Annotated in this window: 14 protein-coding genes; 6 read left to right on the forward strand and 8 right to left on the reverse strand. The window is 65.0% G+C overall.

Annotated features, from left to right (window positions below):
- Positions 1-52: 52 nt before the first annotated feature.
- From E3U47_RS10720 to rpoE, 4 genes are all read right to left on the reverse strand, one after another.
- Positions 53-1,453, reverse strand: coding sequence for a DegQ family serine endoprotease (locus E3U47_RS10720; protein WP_372239502.1), 1,401 nt, complete (start codon positions 1,451-1,453; stop codon positions 53-55).
- Between the two features lie 200 nt (positions 1,454-1,653).
- Positions 1,654-2,619 carry a MucB/RseB C-terminal domain-containing protein gene (locus E3U47_RS10725; RefSeq protein WP_134691417.1) on the reverse strand — a complete coding sequence of 322 codons (966 nt, stop codon included), beginning with the start codon at positions 2,617-2,619 and terminating at the stop codon, positions 1,654-1,656.
- Positions 2,620-2,631: 12 nt separating this feature from the next.
- A complete protein-coding gene (locus E3U47_RS10730; RefSeq protein WP_134691418.1) occupies positions 2,632-3,222 on the reverse strand; it encodes a sigma-E factor negative regulatory protein in 591 nt (196 codons plus the stop codon).
- 31 nt (positions 3,223-3,253) lie between these two features.
- Complete coding sequence (rpoE, locus tag E3U47_RS10735; RefSeq protein WP_010220971.1) at positions 3,254-3,835, reverse strand: RNA polymerase sigma factor RpoE; 582 nt, start codon at positions 3,833-3,835, stop codon at positions 3,254-3,256.
- Between the two features lie 439 nt (positions 3,836-4,274).
- On the opposite strand from rpoE, the gene nadB reads away from it, so the two are divergent.
- Entirely contained in the window at positions 4,275-5,882 is a 1,608-nt protein-coding gene (gene nadB, locus E3U47_RS10740; protein ID WP_134691419.1) for an L-aspartate oxidase, read from the forward strand.
- 40 nt (positions 5,883-5,922) lie between these two features.
- Here nadB and E3U47_RS10745 read toward each other — a convergent pair whose 3' ends face one another.
- The gene (locus tag E3U47_RS10745; protein ID WP_134691420.1) at positions 5,923-6,378 is read right to left on the reverse strand and encodes a protein YgfX; all 456 of its coding nucleotides are present in this window, start codon (positions 6,376-6,378) and stop codon (positions 5,923-5,925) included.
- Positions 6,362-6,616, reverse strand: coding sequence for a succinate dehydrogenase assembly factor 2 (locus E3U47_RS10750; protein ID WP_134691421.1), 255 nt, complete (start codon positions 6,614-6,616; stop codon positions 6,362-6,364). The genes E3U47_RS10745 and E3U47_RS10750 overlap by 17 nt, the downstream gene beginning before the upstream one ends.
- 133 nt (positions 6,617-6,749) lie before the next feature.
- Here E3U47_RS10750 and E3U47_RS10755 point away from each other — a divergent pair, with 133 nt between their 5' ends.
- Positions 6,750-7,691: a folate-binding protein YgfZ gene (locus E3U47_RS10755; protein WP_134691422.1), complete on the forward strand. Its 942-nt coding sequence runs from the start codon at positions 6,750-6,752 to the stop codon at positions 7,689-7,691.
- 55 nt (positions 7,692-7,746) lie between these two features.
- Positions 7,747-8,553: an HDOD domain-containing protein gene (locus tag E3U47_RS10760; protein WP_134691423.1), complete on the forward strand. Its 807-nt coding sequence runs from the start codon at positions 7,747-7,749 to the stop codon at positions 8,551-8,553.
- Positions 8,554-8,639: 86 nt separating this feature from the next.
- On the opposite strand, the gene E3U47_RS10765 is transcribed toward E3U47_RS10760, so the two are convergent.
- Together E3U47_RS10765 and E3U47_RS10770 are read right to left on the reverse strand one after the other, a co-directional pair.
- Positions 8,640-10,019: a sensor histidine kinase gene (locus tag E3U47_RS10765; RefSeq protein ID WP_134691424.1), complete on the reverse strand. Its 1,380-nt coding sequence runs from the start codon at positions 10,017-10,019 to the stop codon at positions 8,640-8,642.
- A complete protein-coding gene (locus tag E3U47_RS10770) occupies positions 10,012-10,683 on the reverse strand; it encodes a response regulator (protein WP_134691425.1) in 672 nt (223 codons plus the stop codon). Before E3U47_RS10770 ends, E3U47_RS10765 begins: the two co-directional genes overlap by 8 nt.
- Positions 10,684-10,885: 202 nt before the next feature.
- On the opposite strand from E3U47_RS10770, the gene E3U47_RS10775 reads away from it, so the two are divergent.
- The 3 genes from E3U47_RS10775 (at position 10,886) to E3U47_RS10790 (ending at position 13,828) form a co-directional block, all read left to right on the forward strand.
- A complete protein-coding gene (locus tag E3U47_RS10775) occupies positions 10,886-12,175 on the forward strand; it encodes an OprD family porin (protein ID WP_134691426.1) in 1,290 nt (429 codons plus the stop codon).
- A 45-nt stretch (positions 12,176-12,220) separates the two neighbouring features.
- The gene (locus E3U47_RS10780; RefSeq protein ID WP_134691427.1) at positions 12,221-13,201 is read left to right on the forward strand and encodes a tripartite tricarboxylate transporter substrate binding protein; all 981 of its coding nucleotides are present in this window, start codon (positions 12,221-12,223) and stop codon (positions 13,199-13,201) included.
- A 168-nt stretch (positions 13,202-13,369) separates the two neighbouring features.
- Positions 13,370-13,828: a tripartite tricarboxylate transporter TctB family protein gene (locus E3U47_RS10790; RefSeq protein WP_134691429.1), complete on the forward strand. Its 459-nt coding sequence runs from the start codon at positions 13,370-13,372 to the stop codon at positions 13,826-13,828.
- Position 13,829 lies beyond the last annotated feature (1 nt).

The following is a 13,829-nucleotide window of genomic DNA, read 5'->3' on the forward strand; positions in this document are numbered from 1 at the left end:
TCTTCATGAAAAAAGGCAGCCGAAGCTGCCCTTTTCCTACCCTTCATCCCGCTTATTCAGCCAGCTTGAAGGTGATGAAGCTGGCACGCCCCTGACGCAGCACGCGCATCGACACCGAACGGTTCTTCGGCAGTTCCTTGGCGATTTCGGTGAACTGCTTGGCCGAGATGATCGCCTGGTTGTTCAGGTGACTGATGACATCGCCTGGGCGCAGGCCGATCAACGCTGCCGGGCCGTCCTGAACTTCCTTGATGACCACGCCGCCCTTGAGCTCCAGGGACTTTTTCTGCTCGGCAGTCAAGTCGGTGACCGAAACGCCCAGACGATTGCTGCTGCGCTCGGCGCCGCCTTGGCCGCCGGTGCCAATGTCTGCGTCCTCTTCTGGCAAGGCGCCAACAGTGATATCGAGGTTCTGGCGTTTACCGTTGCGGATGATCTCAAGCTTGGCCTTGGCGCCATCCTTGAGGCTGCCCACCAGGTGCGGCAGGTCGGCGGACATGACGATCGGCTGGCCATTCATGCTCAGGATCACGTCGCCCACCTGCAGGCCGCCCTTGGCGGCCGGGCCGTTTTCCAGGACCTGGGCCACCAGGGCACCAGCCGGCTTGTCCAGGCCGAACGACTCGGCCAGGTCCTTGTTGACCTCCTGGATCACCACGCCCAGCCAGCCGCGGCTGACCTTGCCGTCTTTCTTCAACTGGTTGGAAACATCCAGCGCCACGTCGATCGGGATGGCGAACGACAGGCCCATGAAGCCGCCGGAGCGGGTGAAGATCTGCGAGTTGATGCCTACTACCTCACCTTTCATGTTGAACAGCGGGCCACCGGAGTTACCCGGGTTGATGGCCACGTCGGTCTGGATGAACGGCACATAGGTGTCGTTGGGCAGGGTGCGCCCCTTGGCGCTGACGATGCCCTTGGTCACCGAGTGGTCGAAGCCGAACGGCGAGCCGATGGCCAAGACCCACTCACCGACCTTGAGTTTTTCCGAATCGCCCAGCTTGACGATCGGCAGGTTCTTGCCCTCGACCTTGAGCAGGGCCACGTCGGTGCGTGGGTCGGTGCCGACCAGCTTGGCCTGCAGCTCGCTGCGATCGGACAGGCGGACGATGATCTCATCGGCATCGGCGACCACGTGGTTGTTGGTCAGCACGTAGCCGTCGCTGGAAATGATGAACCCCGAGCCCAGCGACTGGGCCTCACGCTGGCGGTCGCCGCGAGGCGAACGCGGCTGCTGCGGCATGTTGCGCTCGAAGAACTCGCGGAACATCGGCGGCAGGCCTTCGAGGTCGGGCATCTGCCCGGCGGCGACGCGGCGGTCCGGCAGCTTTTGCTTGGTACTGATGTTGACCACCGCCGGCGAGGCCTGCTCGACCAGGGTGGTGAAGTCCGGCAGGGACTCCTCGGCCTGGGCGCTGAGCACCTGGCCGAGCATGAGCACGGCGGCGAACATCGATAGGTAGGTTTTCAAGCGTGGTATTGACATACGGCTCCCGTCACAACGAGCGTAGTTAGCAGTAAGGTCCCTGCAAACGCAGGAAAGGCCAGACTCCGAGAAGCCTGACCTATAGAAAATTTGCGGCTGGATTGCAAATGACAATGCTTTAATTTCATGTCAGCTCTGTGTAACAAGAGCTGTCAGGGACTGTGCCGTCATTGCCGTGCCTGGACATCCTGGGCCCGCATCGACAGGGCGACGCGTTCGGCGGTACCCAACGGGATCTCGCCGACCACCGTGACCATCACCTTGCCTTTGGGGGTGTTCAGCCGCCGCGACACGGCAACTGTCGGGCCGAGCTGGGCACGGGTATCCACGCCAGACTCGTTGCCGATCGGCTCGAGGAATACCGAGAAGCGGGCCAGGCCGTCGTCGTACATCAGGCTGCTGACCGTGCGCTTGCTCGAGGGATCACGCCGCTGCGCGCTGTTGACCAGCTCGAAACCCGGCGGCAGCCAGTCCGAGCGCCAGCCGGCAACGGCCACGGCCGCGCCGGAGGCGCCTCGCTCGACCGGCTTGCAGGCGGCGCTGGCCGTGAGGTCGGCGTCGCTGGGCAAGGTTTCGGTGTCCAGGCGGGTCATCTGGAAACGTTCGAGCAACTGGCCCTTGTCGTTGAGCATCAACGAGCGCAGCGGCAAGCCGCTACGACGGTCCAGGTGCAATTCGAAGGCGTAGCGATGCTGGTCGCGCGGGGTCAGCGTGACGATCACCGCGTCGCGCCCGGCGACGCGTGACTTGCCCGCCACGCTCAGGTCGTACCAGCTCATCAGTTTCAGGGGATCGAGCACGCGCGGCGCGGAATCGGGGGGCGTGCCCACACCGCTGGCCAAGTCGCCACTGACGCATTGCACCTTGCCATCGACCCGCACGATTTCCTGGGCCGAGCCGTCGAGCTGCAACAGCCGCTCGCTGACCTTGCCGTCCTGGACGCGATGCCAGATATCGTGGGTTGAGAAGCTGCCGTTGCGTTCGTAGACGAAGGCGCCCTGGTAACTCTGCGCCTGTTCGGCCCGTGCCAGCTTGTTCAGCCACTCGCTCGCCTCAGGCGAGGAGTTGGCCGCCAGTGCCTGCACCGTCAGGCTGCTGCCGAGCAGCAGCGACAGGAGAGGTAGCGCGCGCATGATCCTCCTTACTTAGCGGTTTTCCAGGCTGGCGGCGCGGGCGTAGGGCAGTGCCGTCTCGTTGCCCTTGAGCGCGGACTCCTGGGCGTGCTGGCGCAGGTAGCCTGGCAGGCGCTGATCCCAGCCGGCCTGGTTCTGCAGCACACCGTTGGCCATCGGCCCGGTGGGTTGTTCACTGCTTTCACTATAGCCTGCCAGAACGGCCGGGCCCTGTGCCTGTGGCATGCTCAGCCCCTGCTGGGCAGGTTGCTGGGCGGCAAGTTCGACACCGGTGATCTCGTCCTGGTTATAAAAACGCACACCGGCCAGCACGGCGACGGTCACCGAGGCGGCCACGGCCAGGCGACCGATGCTGCGCCAAGGGCCCTGCCTGACCTTGGCTGGCACGGCCTCGTCGGCCAGCGCCGCGGAAACCGCCGAGGCGATATCCAGCTTGGGCAGCAGCAGTTCCTTGTGCATGGCGGCACGGGCAACCTGGTAACGCGACCAGGTGGCACGGGTTTCGGCGTCGTCGACGGCGTTCAGCACGCGACGCAGTTCAAGTTCGTCCGCTTCGTTATCCATCACCGCGGACAGCGATTCCTGCAAAGCTTCACGACTCATGGCGGTTCCTCTCTTGGCTGTCGCCGCTGTCTCAGGTTTCCTGCAACAAAGGTTGCAGGGCTTTGTCTATGGCCTCCCGAGCGCGGAAGATTCGAGAGCGCACGGTACCCACCGGACATTGCATGACACTGGCAATGTCTTCGTAACTCAGTCCATCGAACTCGCGCAGCGTCAATGCTGTACGCAGGTCTTCCGGCAGTTGCTGGATGGTGCGATGGACAGTGCCTTCGATTTCATCCCGCAACAACGCGCGCTCTGGGGACTCGAGATCCTTGAGACCATGATCGCCGTCGTAAAACTCCGCATCCTCGGAGCTCACATCGCTGTCTGGTGGCCGTCTTCCACGGGATACCAGGTAGTTCTTCGCCGTGTTGATGGCGATGCGGTACAGCCAGGTATAGAACGCACTGTCACCGCGAAAATTCCCAAGCGCACGGTATGCCTTGATGAAGGCTTCCTGCGCCACGTCCTGCGCTTCATGGGTGTCGTGAACAAAACGCACGATCAACCCGAGAATCTTGTGCTGGTACTTCAGCACCAACAGATCGAACGCTCGCCTGTCACCGCGCTGCACGCGCTCGACAAGCTGCTGATCCTCTTCCTGGGTTAGCATGAACACTCCTCGGTAGTCTCGAAGGAGCGTTGCAACAGCCATCGTTCAGGCTTGCAACCATAGACTCGGGCTTTGCGCAAAAGTTCTCCCCTCCAAGCAAGTTTCCTAACGGCCCTTGGTTGGCTCGCACGGAAGACGCAGCGCGGTCACGGCCGGCTGCGTCGATAATCTGGTCTCATGTACGCAGGTGTCAGCCCAAGATAGAGCTGCCGCCCTGCATCGCCTCGGCAAACTGTGAGGTATGGGCAGCCTTCATAGGATTTCCCAGGGTATCGGAAAGTTCCCACGAAGATCGTCGCAACCTGCGCAAGCGCCATTGGAAATCAGGCACCTGGGGCTGCTATAAAGGCATCCCGGTCTGCTTTCACGATAGTTTCACAGTGCCATCTGCGCTCGACTATTGTGCCGTGCCCCCTCCAAAGATTACTAGTGTCCCGACATGAGCCAACAATTCCAACATGATGTCCTGGTGATCGGCAGTGGTGCCGCCGGTCTCAGCCTGGCACTGAACCTTCCTGGCCACCTGCGCATCGCCGTGCTGAGCAAGGGCGACCTGGCCAACGGTTCGACCTTCTGGGCCCAGGGCGGCGTCGCCGCGGTGCTCGATGACACCGATACCGTGCAGTCCCATGTCGAGGACACCCTCAACGCCGGCGGCGGCCTGTGCCATGAAGACGCCGTGCGTTTCACCGTCGAGCACAGCCGCGAGGCCATCCAGTGGCTGATCGAGCAGGGCGTGCCGTTCACCCGCGACGAACACTACAGTGTCGACGACGGCGGCTTCGAGTTCCACCTGACCCGTGAGGGCGGCCATAGCCATCGGCGCATCATCCATGCCGCCGACGCCACTGGCGCGGCGATTTTCAAGACCCTGCTCGACCAGGCCCGCCAACGCCCGAACATCGAGCTACTGGAGCAGCGCGTTGCGGTCGATCTGATCACCGAGCGGCGCCTGGGCCTTGCGGGCGAGCGCTGCCTGGGCGCCTATGTGCTCAACCGCGACAGCGGCGAAGTCGACACCTTCGGCGCGCGCTTCACCGTACTGGCCACCGGCGGCGCGGCCAAGGTCTACCTCTATACCAGCAACCCCGATGGCGCCTGCGGCGATGGCATCGCCATGGCCTGGCGCGCCGGCTGTCGGGTCGCCAACCTTGAGTTCAACCAGTTCCACCCTACCTGCCTGTACCACCCGCAAGCCAAGAGCTTTCTGGTGACCGAGGCCCTGCGCGGCGAGGGCGCGCTGCTGCGCCTGCCCAATGGCGAGCGCTTCATGCCACGCTTCGACCCTCGCGAAGAGCTGGCGCCACGGGATATCGTCGCCCGCGCCATCGACCACGAGATGAAGCGCCTGGGCGTGGACTGCGTATACCTGGACATCAGCCACAAGCCCGCAGACTTCATCAAGAGCCACTTCCCCACCGTGTATGAACGCTGCCTGGCCTTCGGCATCGACATCACCCGCCAGCCGATCCCGGTGGTGCCGGCTGCCCACTACACCTGTGGTGGGGTCATGGTCGACGAGCGCGGCCACACCGACGTGCCCGGCTTGTACGCCATTGGCGAAACCAGCTTTACCGGCCTGCATGGCGCCAACCGCATGGCCAGCAACTCGCTGCTCGAATGCTTCGTGTATGGCCGCGCCGCCGCCGCCGACATCGAGGCGCACCTTGGTCAAGTCAACATGCCCCGTGCCCTGCCCTGCTGGGATGCGAGCCAGGTCACCGATTCGGACGAAGATGTGATCATCGCGCACAACTGGGACGAACTGCGGCGTTTCATGTGGGACTATGTCGGCATCGTGCGCACCAGCAAGCGCCTGCAACGCGCCGAGCACCGGGTGAGGTTGCTGCTGGATGAAATCGACGAGTTCTACAGCAACTACAAGGTCAGCCGCGACCTGATCGAGCTGCGCAACCTGGCCCAGGTGGCCGAATTGATGATCCGCTCGGCAATGCAGCGCAAGGAGAGCCGAGGGTTGCACTACACCCTGGATTATCCAGGCATGCTGCCCGAAGCCGTGGACACCATCCTAATCCCCACCCTGTAGGAGCCAGCCTTGCTGGCGAAGCAGGCGCTGCGGTGACGCATCACCCCGGCACTTCGGCCCAACGCCGCCGGCTGAATTTCAGCCGCACCCGCAAACGCCGATGCTGCTCATGCCCCAGTGCATCCCTCGGGATGCACTGCCCCTCGCTCCACCACCGCCCCTTGCGCACGAAGCGCAATACCACCAGCCCCGGCAGCGCGACACTGTCACGGCACAGCCGCACCGCCTGCCAGCCCCGCGCGCGGCTGTACAGGCGCCACCCACGCGCATCACGGCGCAAGCCGGTGATGGCCTGGGGATGGGTCAGCAGGATGCGACGGGGGATGGCCCAGCAGGCGTGGGCAAGGCAGGCGATCGCCAGCAGGCAACGCAGCCAGGCCGGCAAGGTGAGCACAACGAGGGTCAGCAGCGCCAGCACCAAGCTGGCCAGGTAGGCCGTCAGCAGCAGGCGCGAGCCCTGCCAACGGCACTCGAATACTTCACTTGGGCTGGACACGGTCCAGGATGATGCGGACCATGCGTTGCAGCTCCGGATCTTCCGACTCGGTGCGCTCCATGAACCAGCCGAACATGTCCTGGTCTTCGCAGGTCAGCAGGCGACGGTACAGCTCGCGGTCGGTTTCGCTCAGGCTCGGGTAGACTTCCTGGGTGAAGGGGACCAGCAGCACGTCCAGTTCCAGCATGCCACGGCGGCTGTGCCAGAAAAGCCGGTTGAGTTCAGTTTGTTCGACCATGGGGCCCTCCTCGAGTGGGCGCGCAGTATACCGCGCGGCGAACGAAGCGGCACAAGGCGTTGGTCTAGTCACCTACCTATTTTGTTACTGGCGTTCTATGATGACCGCCAGTCTCTAGCTACCGCGATGACCCATGGCCGATTCCGCTTTCTTCTGTTCCCTCACCCATGAGGGCATCCTCGCCGTCCGCGGCTCCGACGCCGGCAAGTTCCTGCAAGGTCAGCTGACCTGCAACATCAACTACCTCAGCGACGATCATGCCGGCCTTGGCGCCCGCTGCATGGTCAAGGGCCGCATGCAGTCGAGCTTCCGTATCCTGCCTGAGGGCAACGGCTATCTGCTGGCCATGGCCTGCGAGCTGCTCGAGGCGCAACTGGCTGACCTAAAGAAGTACGCGGTGTTCTCCAAGGCCACCCTGGCCGACGAAAGCGCGGCCTGGGTGCGCTTCGGCCTGCATCAGGGCGAGGCCGCCCTGCGGGCGCTGAACCTGTGCGTGGCGGACGAGGCCGGCGCGACCGCCCGTCATGACGGGCTGATTGCCGTCCGCGCCTCGGCCGGTCGGGTCGAACTGTGGGCGCCTGCCGACCAGGCTGGCGCCGTTCACGAGAAATTGGCCGCCACGCTGCCCGAGGGTACGCTCAACGACTGGCTGCTGGGCCAGGTCCGCGCCGGCATCGGCCAGGTGATGGGCCCAACCCGCGAGCTGTTCATCCCCCAGATGATCAACCTGCAAGCGGTCGATGGGGTCAGCTTCAAGAAAGGTTGCTATACCGGCCAGGAAATCGTCGCCCGCATGCAGTACCTGGGCAAGCTCAAACGCCGCCAGTATCGCTTGGCGCTGGCCGAGACAGCGGTACCCCAGCCGGGCGCCGAGATTTTCTCGCCCACCCATGGCTCGTCGGTCGGCGAGGTGGTGATCGCTGCCAGCAGCGGCAGTGCCGTCGAACTGCTGGCCGTACTCAGCGCCGACGCGGTAGCCGATGACAACCTGCACCTGGGCAACCTGGAAGGCCCGCGCCTGACGCTGCTCGACCTGCCTTACGAACTGGACCGCGACCGGGAAATCCAGCGCTGACCAGCCCGCCCCGTGGTAAAAGCGGGGCTGCACCACCATTGCCGTAGAGACGTTCATGAACAAGCTGGCCGAAATGGTCCAGGCGCAATTGCTCGCCGCCATCGACAAGGACGACCTGGTCCTGCCGACCCTGCCGGAAGTCGCCCTGAGCATCCGCGAAGCCGCCGAGGACAGCGACATCAGCGTGTCCGCCCTGAGCAAGGTGATCGGCCGGGATGCCGCGCTGTCGGCGCGCCTGATCAAAGTAGTCAACAGCCCGCTGATGCGCGCGGCGGTAGAAGTCACCGACCTGCACACCGCCATCACCCGCCTGGGTATCAACTACAGTTGCAACCTGGCCATCGGCCTGGTGATCGAGCAGATCTTCCATGCCCGGGCCCCGGCGGTGGAGCAGAAGCTTCGCGATATATGGGCCAACAGCTTGGAAGTCGCAGGCATCAGCTATGAACTGTGCCGCCGCTACACCCAACTCAAGCCCGACCAGGCCACCCTCGGCGGCCTGGTCCACCAGATCGGCGCCCTGCCGGTGCTGATCTACGCCGAGGAGCATAACGAGCTGCTCTCCGACCCGGTCTGCCTGCATTTCGTGATCGAGCAGATCCAGCCGGTGCTGGGCGACAAGATCCTCAGCGCCTGGGAGTTCCCCGAGCAGTTGATTACCCTGCCCGGCCAAGTGCAGGACCTCGACCGGCGCACCGACCAGATCGACTACATCGACATCGTGCAGATCGCCCGCTGCATCAGCCAGCGCGGGCGCAGCCGGCCATTGGCGGCGTTGCCGGCCTATCGGCACCTGGGGCTGCCGTTCGGTACCGAACTGGATATGCAGGAATTGCTCGATGCGCGCAGCATGCTGCGCTGAGTCGCCAGGGCTGATCATCGGGCATGCCTGCTCCAGGTTGCGCCAGTGCCACCGGTGGCAACGGGCTTGCCCGATGAAGACCTTGGTCAATCCGCAATAAAACTCACCCGCACCTTCAACCCACCCCGCTCGCCGTCATGCAAGCTGATCTGCGCCAGGTGCGCCCGGCAGATCTCGCCGACGATCGCCAGGCCCAAGCCACTGCCCTGGGCGCTGCGCCGGTAGAAACGCTCGAACACCCGCTCGCGCTCGGCCTCGGGAATTCCCGGCCCGTCGTCCTCGACCTCGAGCACCGCCGGTGCCAATACCCGCAGGATCACATCGCCGCCCGGCGGGGTATGCGCCAGGGCGTTGTCCACCAGGTTGCTGAGCAGTTCGTTGAGCAGGGTCGGCTCGCCCTTGAGCCACACCGGCGCCTCGGCCTCCAGCGCCAGGGCCACGCCACGGGCGTGGGCCAGCGGCGCCATGGCCATGCCCAGCTCGCGGGCCAGCTGGCTCAGGTCCAGGCGCTGGGCGCCACCTTCGGCGATGGCGCGGGCGCCGTTCTCCACCCGCGCCATCGACAGCAACTGGTTGGCCAGATGGGTCAGGCGGTCGGTGCCCTGGGCGGCGGCTTCCAGGGTGCTGCGCCACTCGTCAGGCTCACGTGAACGCAAGCCCAGTTCCACGCGCGCCTTGAGCGCCGCCAGCGGCGTGCGCAGTTCATGGGCGGCATCGGCGATAAACTGCGCCTGGCGCTCGAACTGGCCACGCAGCCGCTCGGTAAAATGGTTGAGGGCACGCACCAGCGGCCCCAGCTCACGCTGCACCTGCACCACCGGCAAGGCGCGCAGGTCGTCCGGCTGGCGCTCTTCCACCGCCGTGCGCAGGCGCTCCAGCGGGCGCAGCGCGGCGCTCACCGCGAACCACACCATCACCAGCGCGCCCAACGCCAGCATGCCCAGGCGCAGCAGGGTGTCAGCCATCAGGCCGCGGGCCATGCGCACCCGCGCCTCTTCGGTCTCGGCCACGCGAATTTCCGCCATGCCGTTCATGTTCGGTTCGCTCACCGCCTTGAGCAGGCTGACCACGCGCACATCCTGGCCCAGGTAGGTGGCATTGTAGAAACGCGCCAGGGCCGGGTAGTCGTCGGTACGCGGCGTGCCCGCCGGTGGCGGCGGCAGGTGCTCGTAGCCGGAGATCAGCTTCTGCTGGATGTCCAGCACCTGGTAGTAGATACGCCCGGCGCTGTCATAGGCGAAGGTGTCCAGGGCCACGTAGGGCACATCGGCGCTGAGGGTGCCGTCGCGCTGCGACAAACCGGCGGCGATGGTCCGCGCCGAAGCCAGCAGGGTGCGGTCATAGGCGGTGTCGGCGGCTTCGCGGCCGTTCCAGTAGGCGCTCAGGCCGCTGGCCAGCATCAGCACCACCAAAAGCAGCGCCAGGTTGCCCAGCAAGCGCCCGCGCAGGCTGCCGTTGTCACGCATCGCGGTGCTCGAGCAGGTAGCCCAGGCCGCGGAAGGTAACGATATGCACCGGCTGGCCGTCGAGCTTCTTGCGCAGGCGATGGATGTAGATCTCGATGGCGTCGGGGCTGGCCTCCTCGTCCAGGCCGAACACCTGGGCAGCCAGTTGCTCCTTGCTCATCACCCGCCCTGGCCGGGCGATCAGCGCCTCGAGCACGCTCTGTTCGCGCTGGGTCAGAGTCAGCGGGGCGTCTTCGAGGGTAAAACGCCGGGTATCCAGGTCGTAGACCAGCGGCCCGCAGCGCTGCTGGCGCTCGCCACCCAGCACGCTGCGGCGCAGCAAGGCCTTGACCCTTGCTTCCAGCTCGGTCAGCTCGAAGGGCTTGGCCAGGTAGTCGTCGGCCCCCAGGTTCAGGCCATGCACACGGTCCTTCACATCGCTACGCGCAGTGAGCATCAGCACCGGCAGGGTCTTGCCGCGCCCACGCAGGCGCGCCAGCACCTCGAAGCCGTCCAGCCGCGGCAGGCCCACATCGAGCACCGCCACGGCGTAGTCCTCGCTGGCCAGGGCCAGGTCGGCGGCCACGCCGTCATGCAGCACGTCCACGGTCAGGCCCTGGCTCTTGAGGGCCTGGGCCACGCTTTCGGCCAGTTGCGGATGGTCTTCGACCAGCAACACTCGCATCGTATTCTCCCTGCCCGGCATGGGCCTTTTGCGCGGAGTGTACCGCCGTGGCGAGGCCTGTGAAGCCCTCGCGAGAAACCTTTCACGCTGAAAGGTTAGCGAAAGGTTGGTTACCTAGCATCGCACCACGGTCGCCCCGCGCGCCGGCAAAAAGCACCAGCAAGGTGCAAACACATAAGAACAATAAATGGAGTCACCGACGATGCTGTCCATGCAGCCGCAGGCGTTCGCGCCTACCCGTTCGTTCGCCGCCCGACCTTCCGCCCTCGCCAGCGCCTTCGCCCTTGCCGGTGTCGCGCCCATGAGCCAGGCCGCCTTCTTCGAAGACAGCACGGCCACCTTCGAAACCCGCAACATGTACTTCAACCGCGACTTCCGCGACGGCACCAGCGCGCAGCAATCCAAGCGCGACGAATGGGCCCAGGGTTTCATGCTCAACTTCGAGTCCGGCTATACCGAAGGCACCGTGGGCTTCGGCCTGGACGCGCTGGGCATGCTCGGGGTCAAGCTCGACTCCAGCAAGGACCGCACCGACACCGGCCTGCTGCCGACCCACGACAACGGCAAGGCCGCCGACGAATATTCCAAGCTCGGCCTGACCGGCAAGGTCAAGGTCTCGCAGACCGAACTGAAGGTCGGCACGTTGATTCCCGAGCTGCCCACGTTGCAGCCCAACGATGGGCGCATCCTGCCGCAGACCTTCGAAGGCGGCCTGGTCACCTCGAAAGAGATCAAAGGCCTGACCTTCACCGGCGCGCGCCTGGAAAAAGCCAAGGACCGCAACGACACCAACTGGGAAGACCTGGCCCTCAACAACAAGAACAGTCGCTTCGGCGGCACCTTCAGCGCCGACCACTTCGACACCGGCGGCCTGGACTACCAGTTCACCGACCGCATCACAGGCAGCTACCACTTCGCCCAGCTCGACGACATCTATCGCCAGCACTTCATCGGCATGCTCGCCACCCAGCCGTGGGGCCCGGGCACCCTGGGCGCCGACCTGCGCCTGGCGATCAGCGACGATGCCGGCGCGGCCAAGGCCGGCAAGATCGACAACACCACCTTCAACGGCATGCTCAGCTACACCCTGGGCGGGCACAAGGTCAGCGGCGCCTGGCAGCAGTTGTCCGGCGACAGCGCCTTCCCCTATGTCGATGGCGCCGACCCCTACCTGGTCAACTTCGTCCAGATCAATGACTTCGCCGGCAGAGACGAGCGCTCCTGGCAGGCGCGCTACGACTACAACTTCGCCGCCCTCGGCATCCCCGGCCTGACCTTCATGACCCGCTACATCAGTGGCGACAACGTCAGCCGCGTTGCCGGCGGCGAGGGCAAGGAGTGGGAACGCAACACCGAACTTAAGTACGTGGTACAAAGCGGCCCGTTGAAAAACGTCGCCGTACGCCTGCGCAACGCCACCTTCCGCTCCAACTTCGCCCGCGACGCGGACGAGGTGCGGCTGCTGGTGAGCTACAGCGTGGCCCTGTGGTAAGCCATTAGCGGTAATCCATAACAACAACGCTCACGGAGTTAGACGATGACCTTTTCACTGCGCCGCCTCGTCCTCGCCACCGGTTGCCTGCTGTTGGCCGGCAACGCCCTGGCCGCCGAACCGAAACGTCCCGAATGCATCGCCCCGGCCTCGCCCGGCGGCGGCTTCGACCTGACCTGCAAACTGGTGCAAAGCGCCCTGGTCAACGAGAAGATCCTCAGCAAGCCGATGCGGGTCACCTACATGCCCGGTGGCGTCGGCGCGGTGGCCTACAACGCCGTGGTCGCCCAGCGGCCAGGCGATGCCGGCACCCTGGTGGCCTGGTCCAGCGGTTCGCTGCTGAACCTGGCCCAGGGCAAGTTCGGCCGCTTCGACGAGAACGCGGTGAAGTGGCTGGCGGCGGTCGGCACCAGCTATGGCGCCATCGCGGTGAAAAGCGATTCGCCCTACAAGACCCTCGATGACCTGGTCGCGGCCCTGAAGAAGGACCCGAGCAAGGTGGTGATCGGCTCGGGCGGCACCGTCGGCAGCCAGGACTGGATGCAGACCGCGCTGATCGCCAAGGCTGCCGGCATCAACCCGCGCGACCTGCGCTACGTGGCCCTGGAAGGCGGCGGCGAGATCGCCACCGCGCTGCTCGGCGGGCATATCCAGGTGGGCTCCACCGATATTTCCGACTCCATGCCGCATATCCAGAGCGGCAACATGCGCATCCTCGCGGTGTTCTCCGAGAACCGCCTGGACGAGCCGGAGATGAAAGACATCCCCACCGCCAAGGAGCAGGGCTACGACATCGTCTGGCCGGTGGTGCGCGGGTTCTACCTGGGGCCGAAGGTCAGCGACGAGGACTACGCCTGGTGGAAGGCCTCGTTCGACAAGCTGCTGGCCTCGGAAGACTTCGCCAAGCTGCGTGACCAGCGCGAACTGTTCCCGTTCGCCATGACCGGCGAGGAGCTGGACAGCTATGTGAAGAAGCAGGTGGCGGACTACAAGGCGCTGGCCCGCGAATTCGGGCTGATCCAGTAACCCTCCCACGATCCCTGTAGGAGCGGCCTTGTGTCGCGAAAGGGCTGCAAAGCAGCCCCGGCAAAACGTGCTGCGAAGCTGACATCCTGGGGCCGCTGCGCAGCCCTTTCGCGACACAAGGCCGCTCCTACAGGGACGCGTGTCAAGCCGAACCATGAGGATTTCCCCATGATCCTGCAACGCATTTTCGCCCTGGCCCTGCTGGCGCTGTGCGCCGTGCTGGCCGTGATGGCCTGGCCCTACCAGGCCGCCTTTTCCTACGAACCGGTAGGCCCACGCGCCTACCCGCTGCTGATGCTTGGCCTGATGAGCCTGGGCCTGCTGTACCTGGCCATTCGCCCTACGCCCATAGTACGCAAGGACGACGAACCCGAACTGGACCGCGATACGCTGATCAAGATCAGCGCCTGCGTCGGCCTGCTGATCGTCTTCGCCGCCACCTTCGAGGCCCTGGGCTTCATCCTCAGCGCCATCCTCGTCGGGGTGCCCATGGCCCGCCTGTACGGCGGCCGCTGGCTGCACAGCGCCCTGGTGGTGGTCGGCATGAGCCTGTTCCTCTACTGGCTGTTCGACCGCGTGATGGACGTGCCCCTGCCCCTCGGCCTGCTCGACGTACTGGAGAACTGAC

Source organism: Pseudomonas sp. RIT623, assembly GCF_004519305.1.
Lineage (GTDB): Bacteria > Pseudomonadota > Gammaproteobacteria > Pseudomonadales > Pseudomonadaceae > Aquipseudomonas.

Excerpts from the sequence above, each read along its gene's own strand:
- E3U47_RS10720 (WP_372239502.1), bottom strand. The coding sequence starts at position 1,453 with ATGTTCGCCGCCGTGCTCATGCTCGGCCAGGTGCTCAGCGCCCAGGCC.
- E3U47_RS10725 (WP_134691417.1), bottom strand. The coding sequence starts at position 2,619 with ATGCGCGCGCTACCTCTCCTGTCGCTGCTGCTCGGCAGCAGCCTGACG.
- E3U47_RS10730 (WP_134691418.1), bottom strand. The coding sequence starts at position 3,222 with ATGAGTCGTGAAGCTTTGCAGGAATCGCTGTCCGCGGTGATGGATAAC.
- rpoE (WP_010220971.1), bottom strand. The coding sequence starts at position 3,835 with ATGCTAACCCAGGAAGAGGATCAGCAGCTTGTCGAGCGCGTGCAGCGC.
- nadB (WP_134691419.1), top strand. The coding sequence starts at position 4,275 with ATGAGCCAACAATTCCAACATGATGTCCTGGTGATCGGCAGTGGTGCC.
- E3U47_RS10750 (WP_134691421.1), bottom strand. The coding sequence starts at position 6,616 with ATGGTCGAACAAACTGAACTCAACCGGCTTTTCTGGCACAGCCGCCGT.
- E3U47_RS10755 (WP_134691422.1), top strand. The coding sequence starts at position 6,750 with ATGGCCGATTCCGCTTTCTTCTGTTCCCTCACCCATGAGGGCATCCTC.
- E3U47_RS10760 (WP_134691423.1), top strand. The coding sequence starts at position 7,747 with ATGAACAAGCTGGCCGAAATGGTCCAGGCGCAATTGCTCGCCGCCATC.
- E3U47_RS10765 (WP_134691424.1), bottom strand. The coding sequence starts at position 10,019 with ATGCGTGACAACGGCAGCCTGCGCGGGCGCTTGCTGGGCAACCTGGCG.
- E3U47_RS10770 (WP_134691425.1), bottom strand. The coding sequence starts at position 10,683 with ATGCGAGTGTTGCTGGTCGAAGACCATCCGCAACTGGCCGAAAGCGTG.
- E3U47_RS10775 (WP_134691426.1), top strand. The coding sequence starts at position 10,886 with ATGCTGTCCATGCAGCCGCAGGCGTTCGCGCCTACCCGTTCGTTCGCC.
- E3U47_RS10780 (WP_134691427.1), top strand. The coding sequence starts at position 12,221 with ATGACCTTTTCACTGCGCCGCCTCGTCCTCGCCACCGGTTGCCTGCTG.
- E3U47_RS10790 (WP_134691429.1), top strand. The coding sequence starts at position 13,370 with ATGATCCTGCAACGCATTTTCGCCCTGGCCCTGCTGGCGCTGTGCGCC.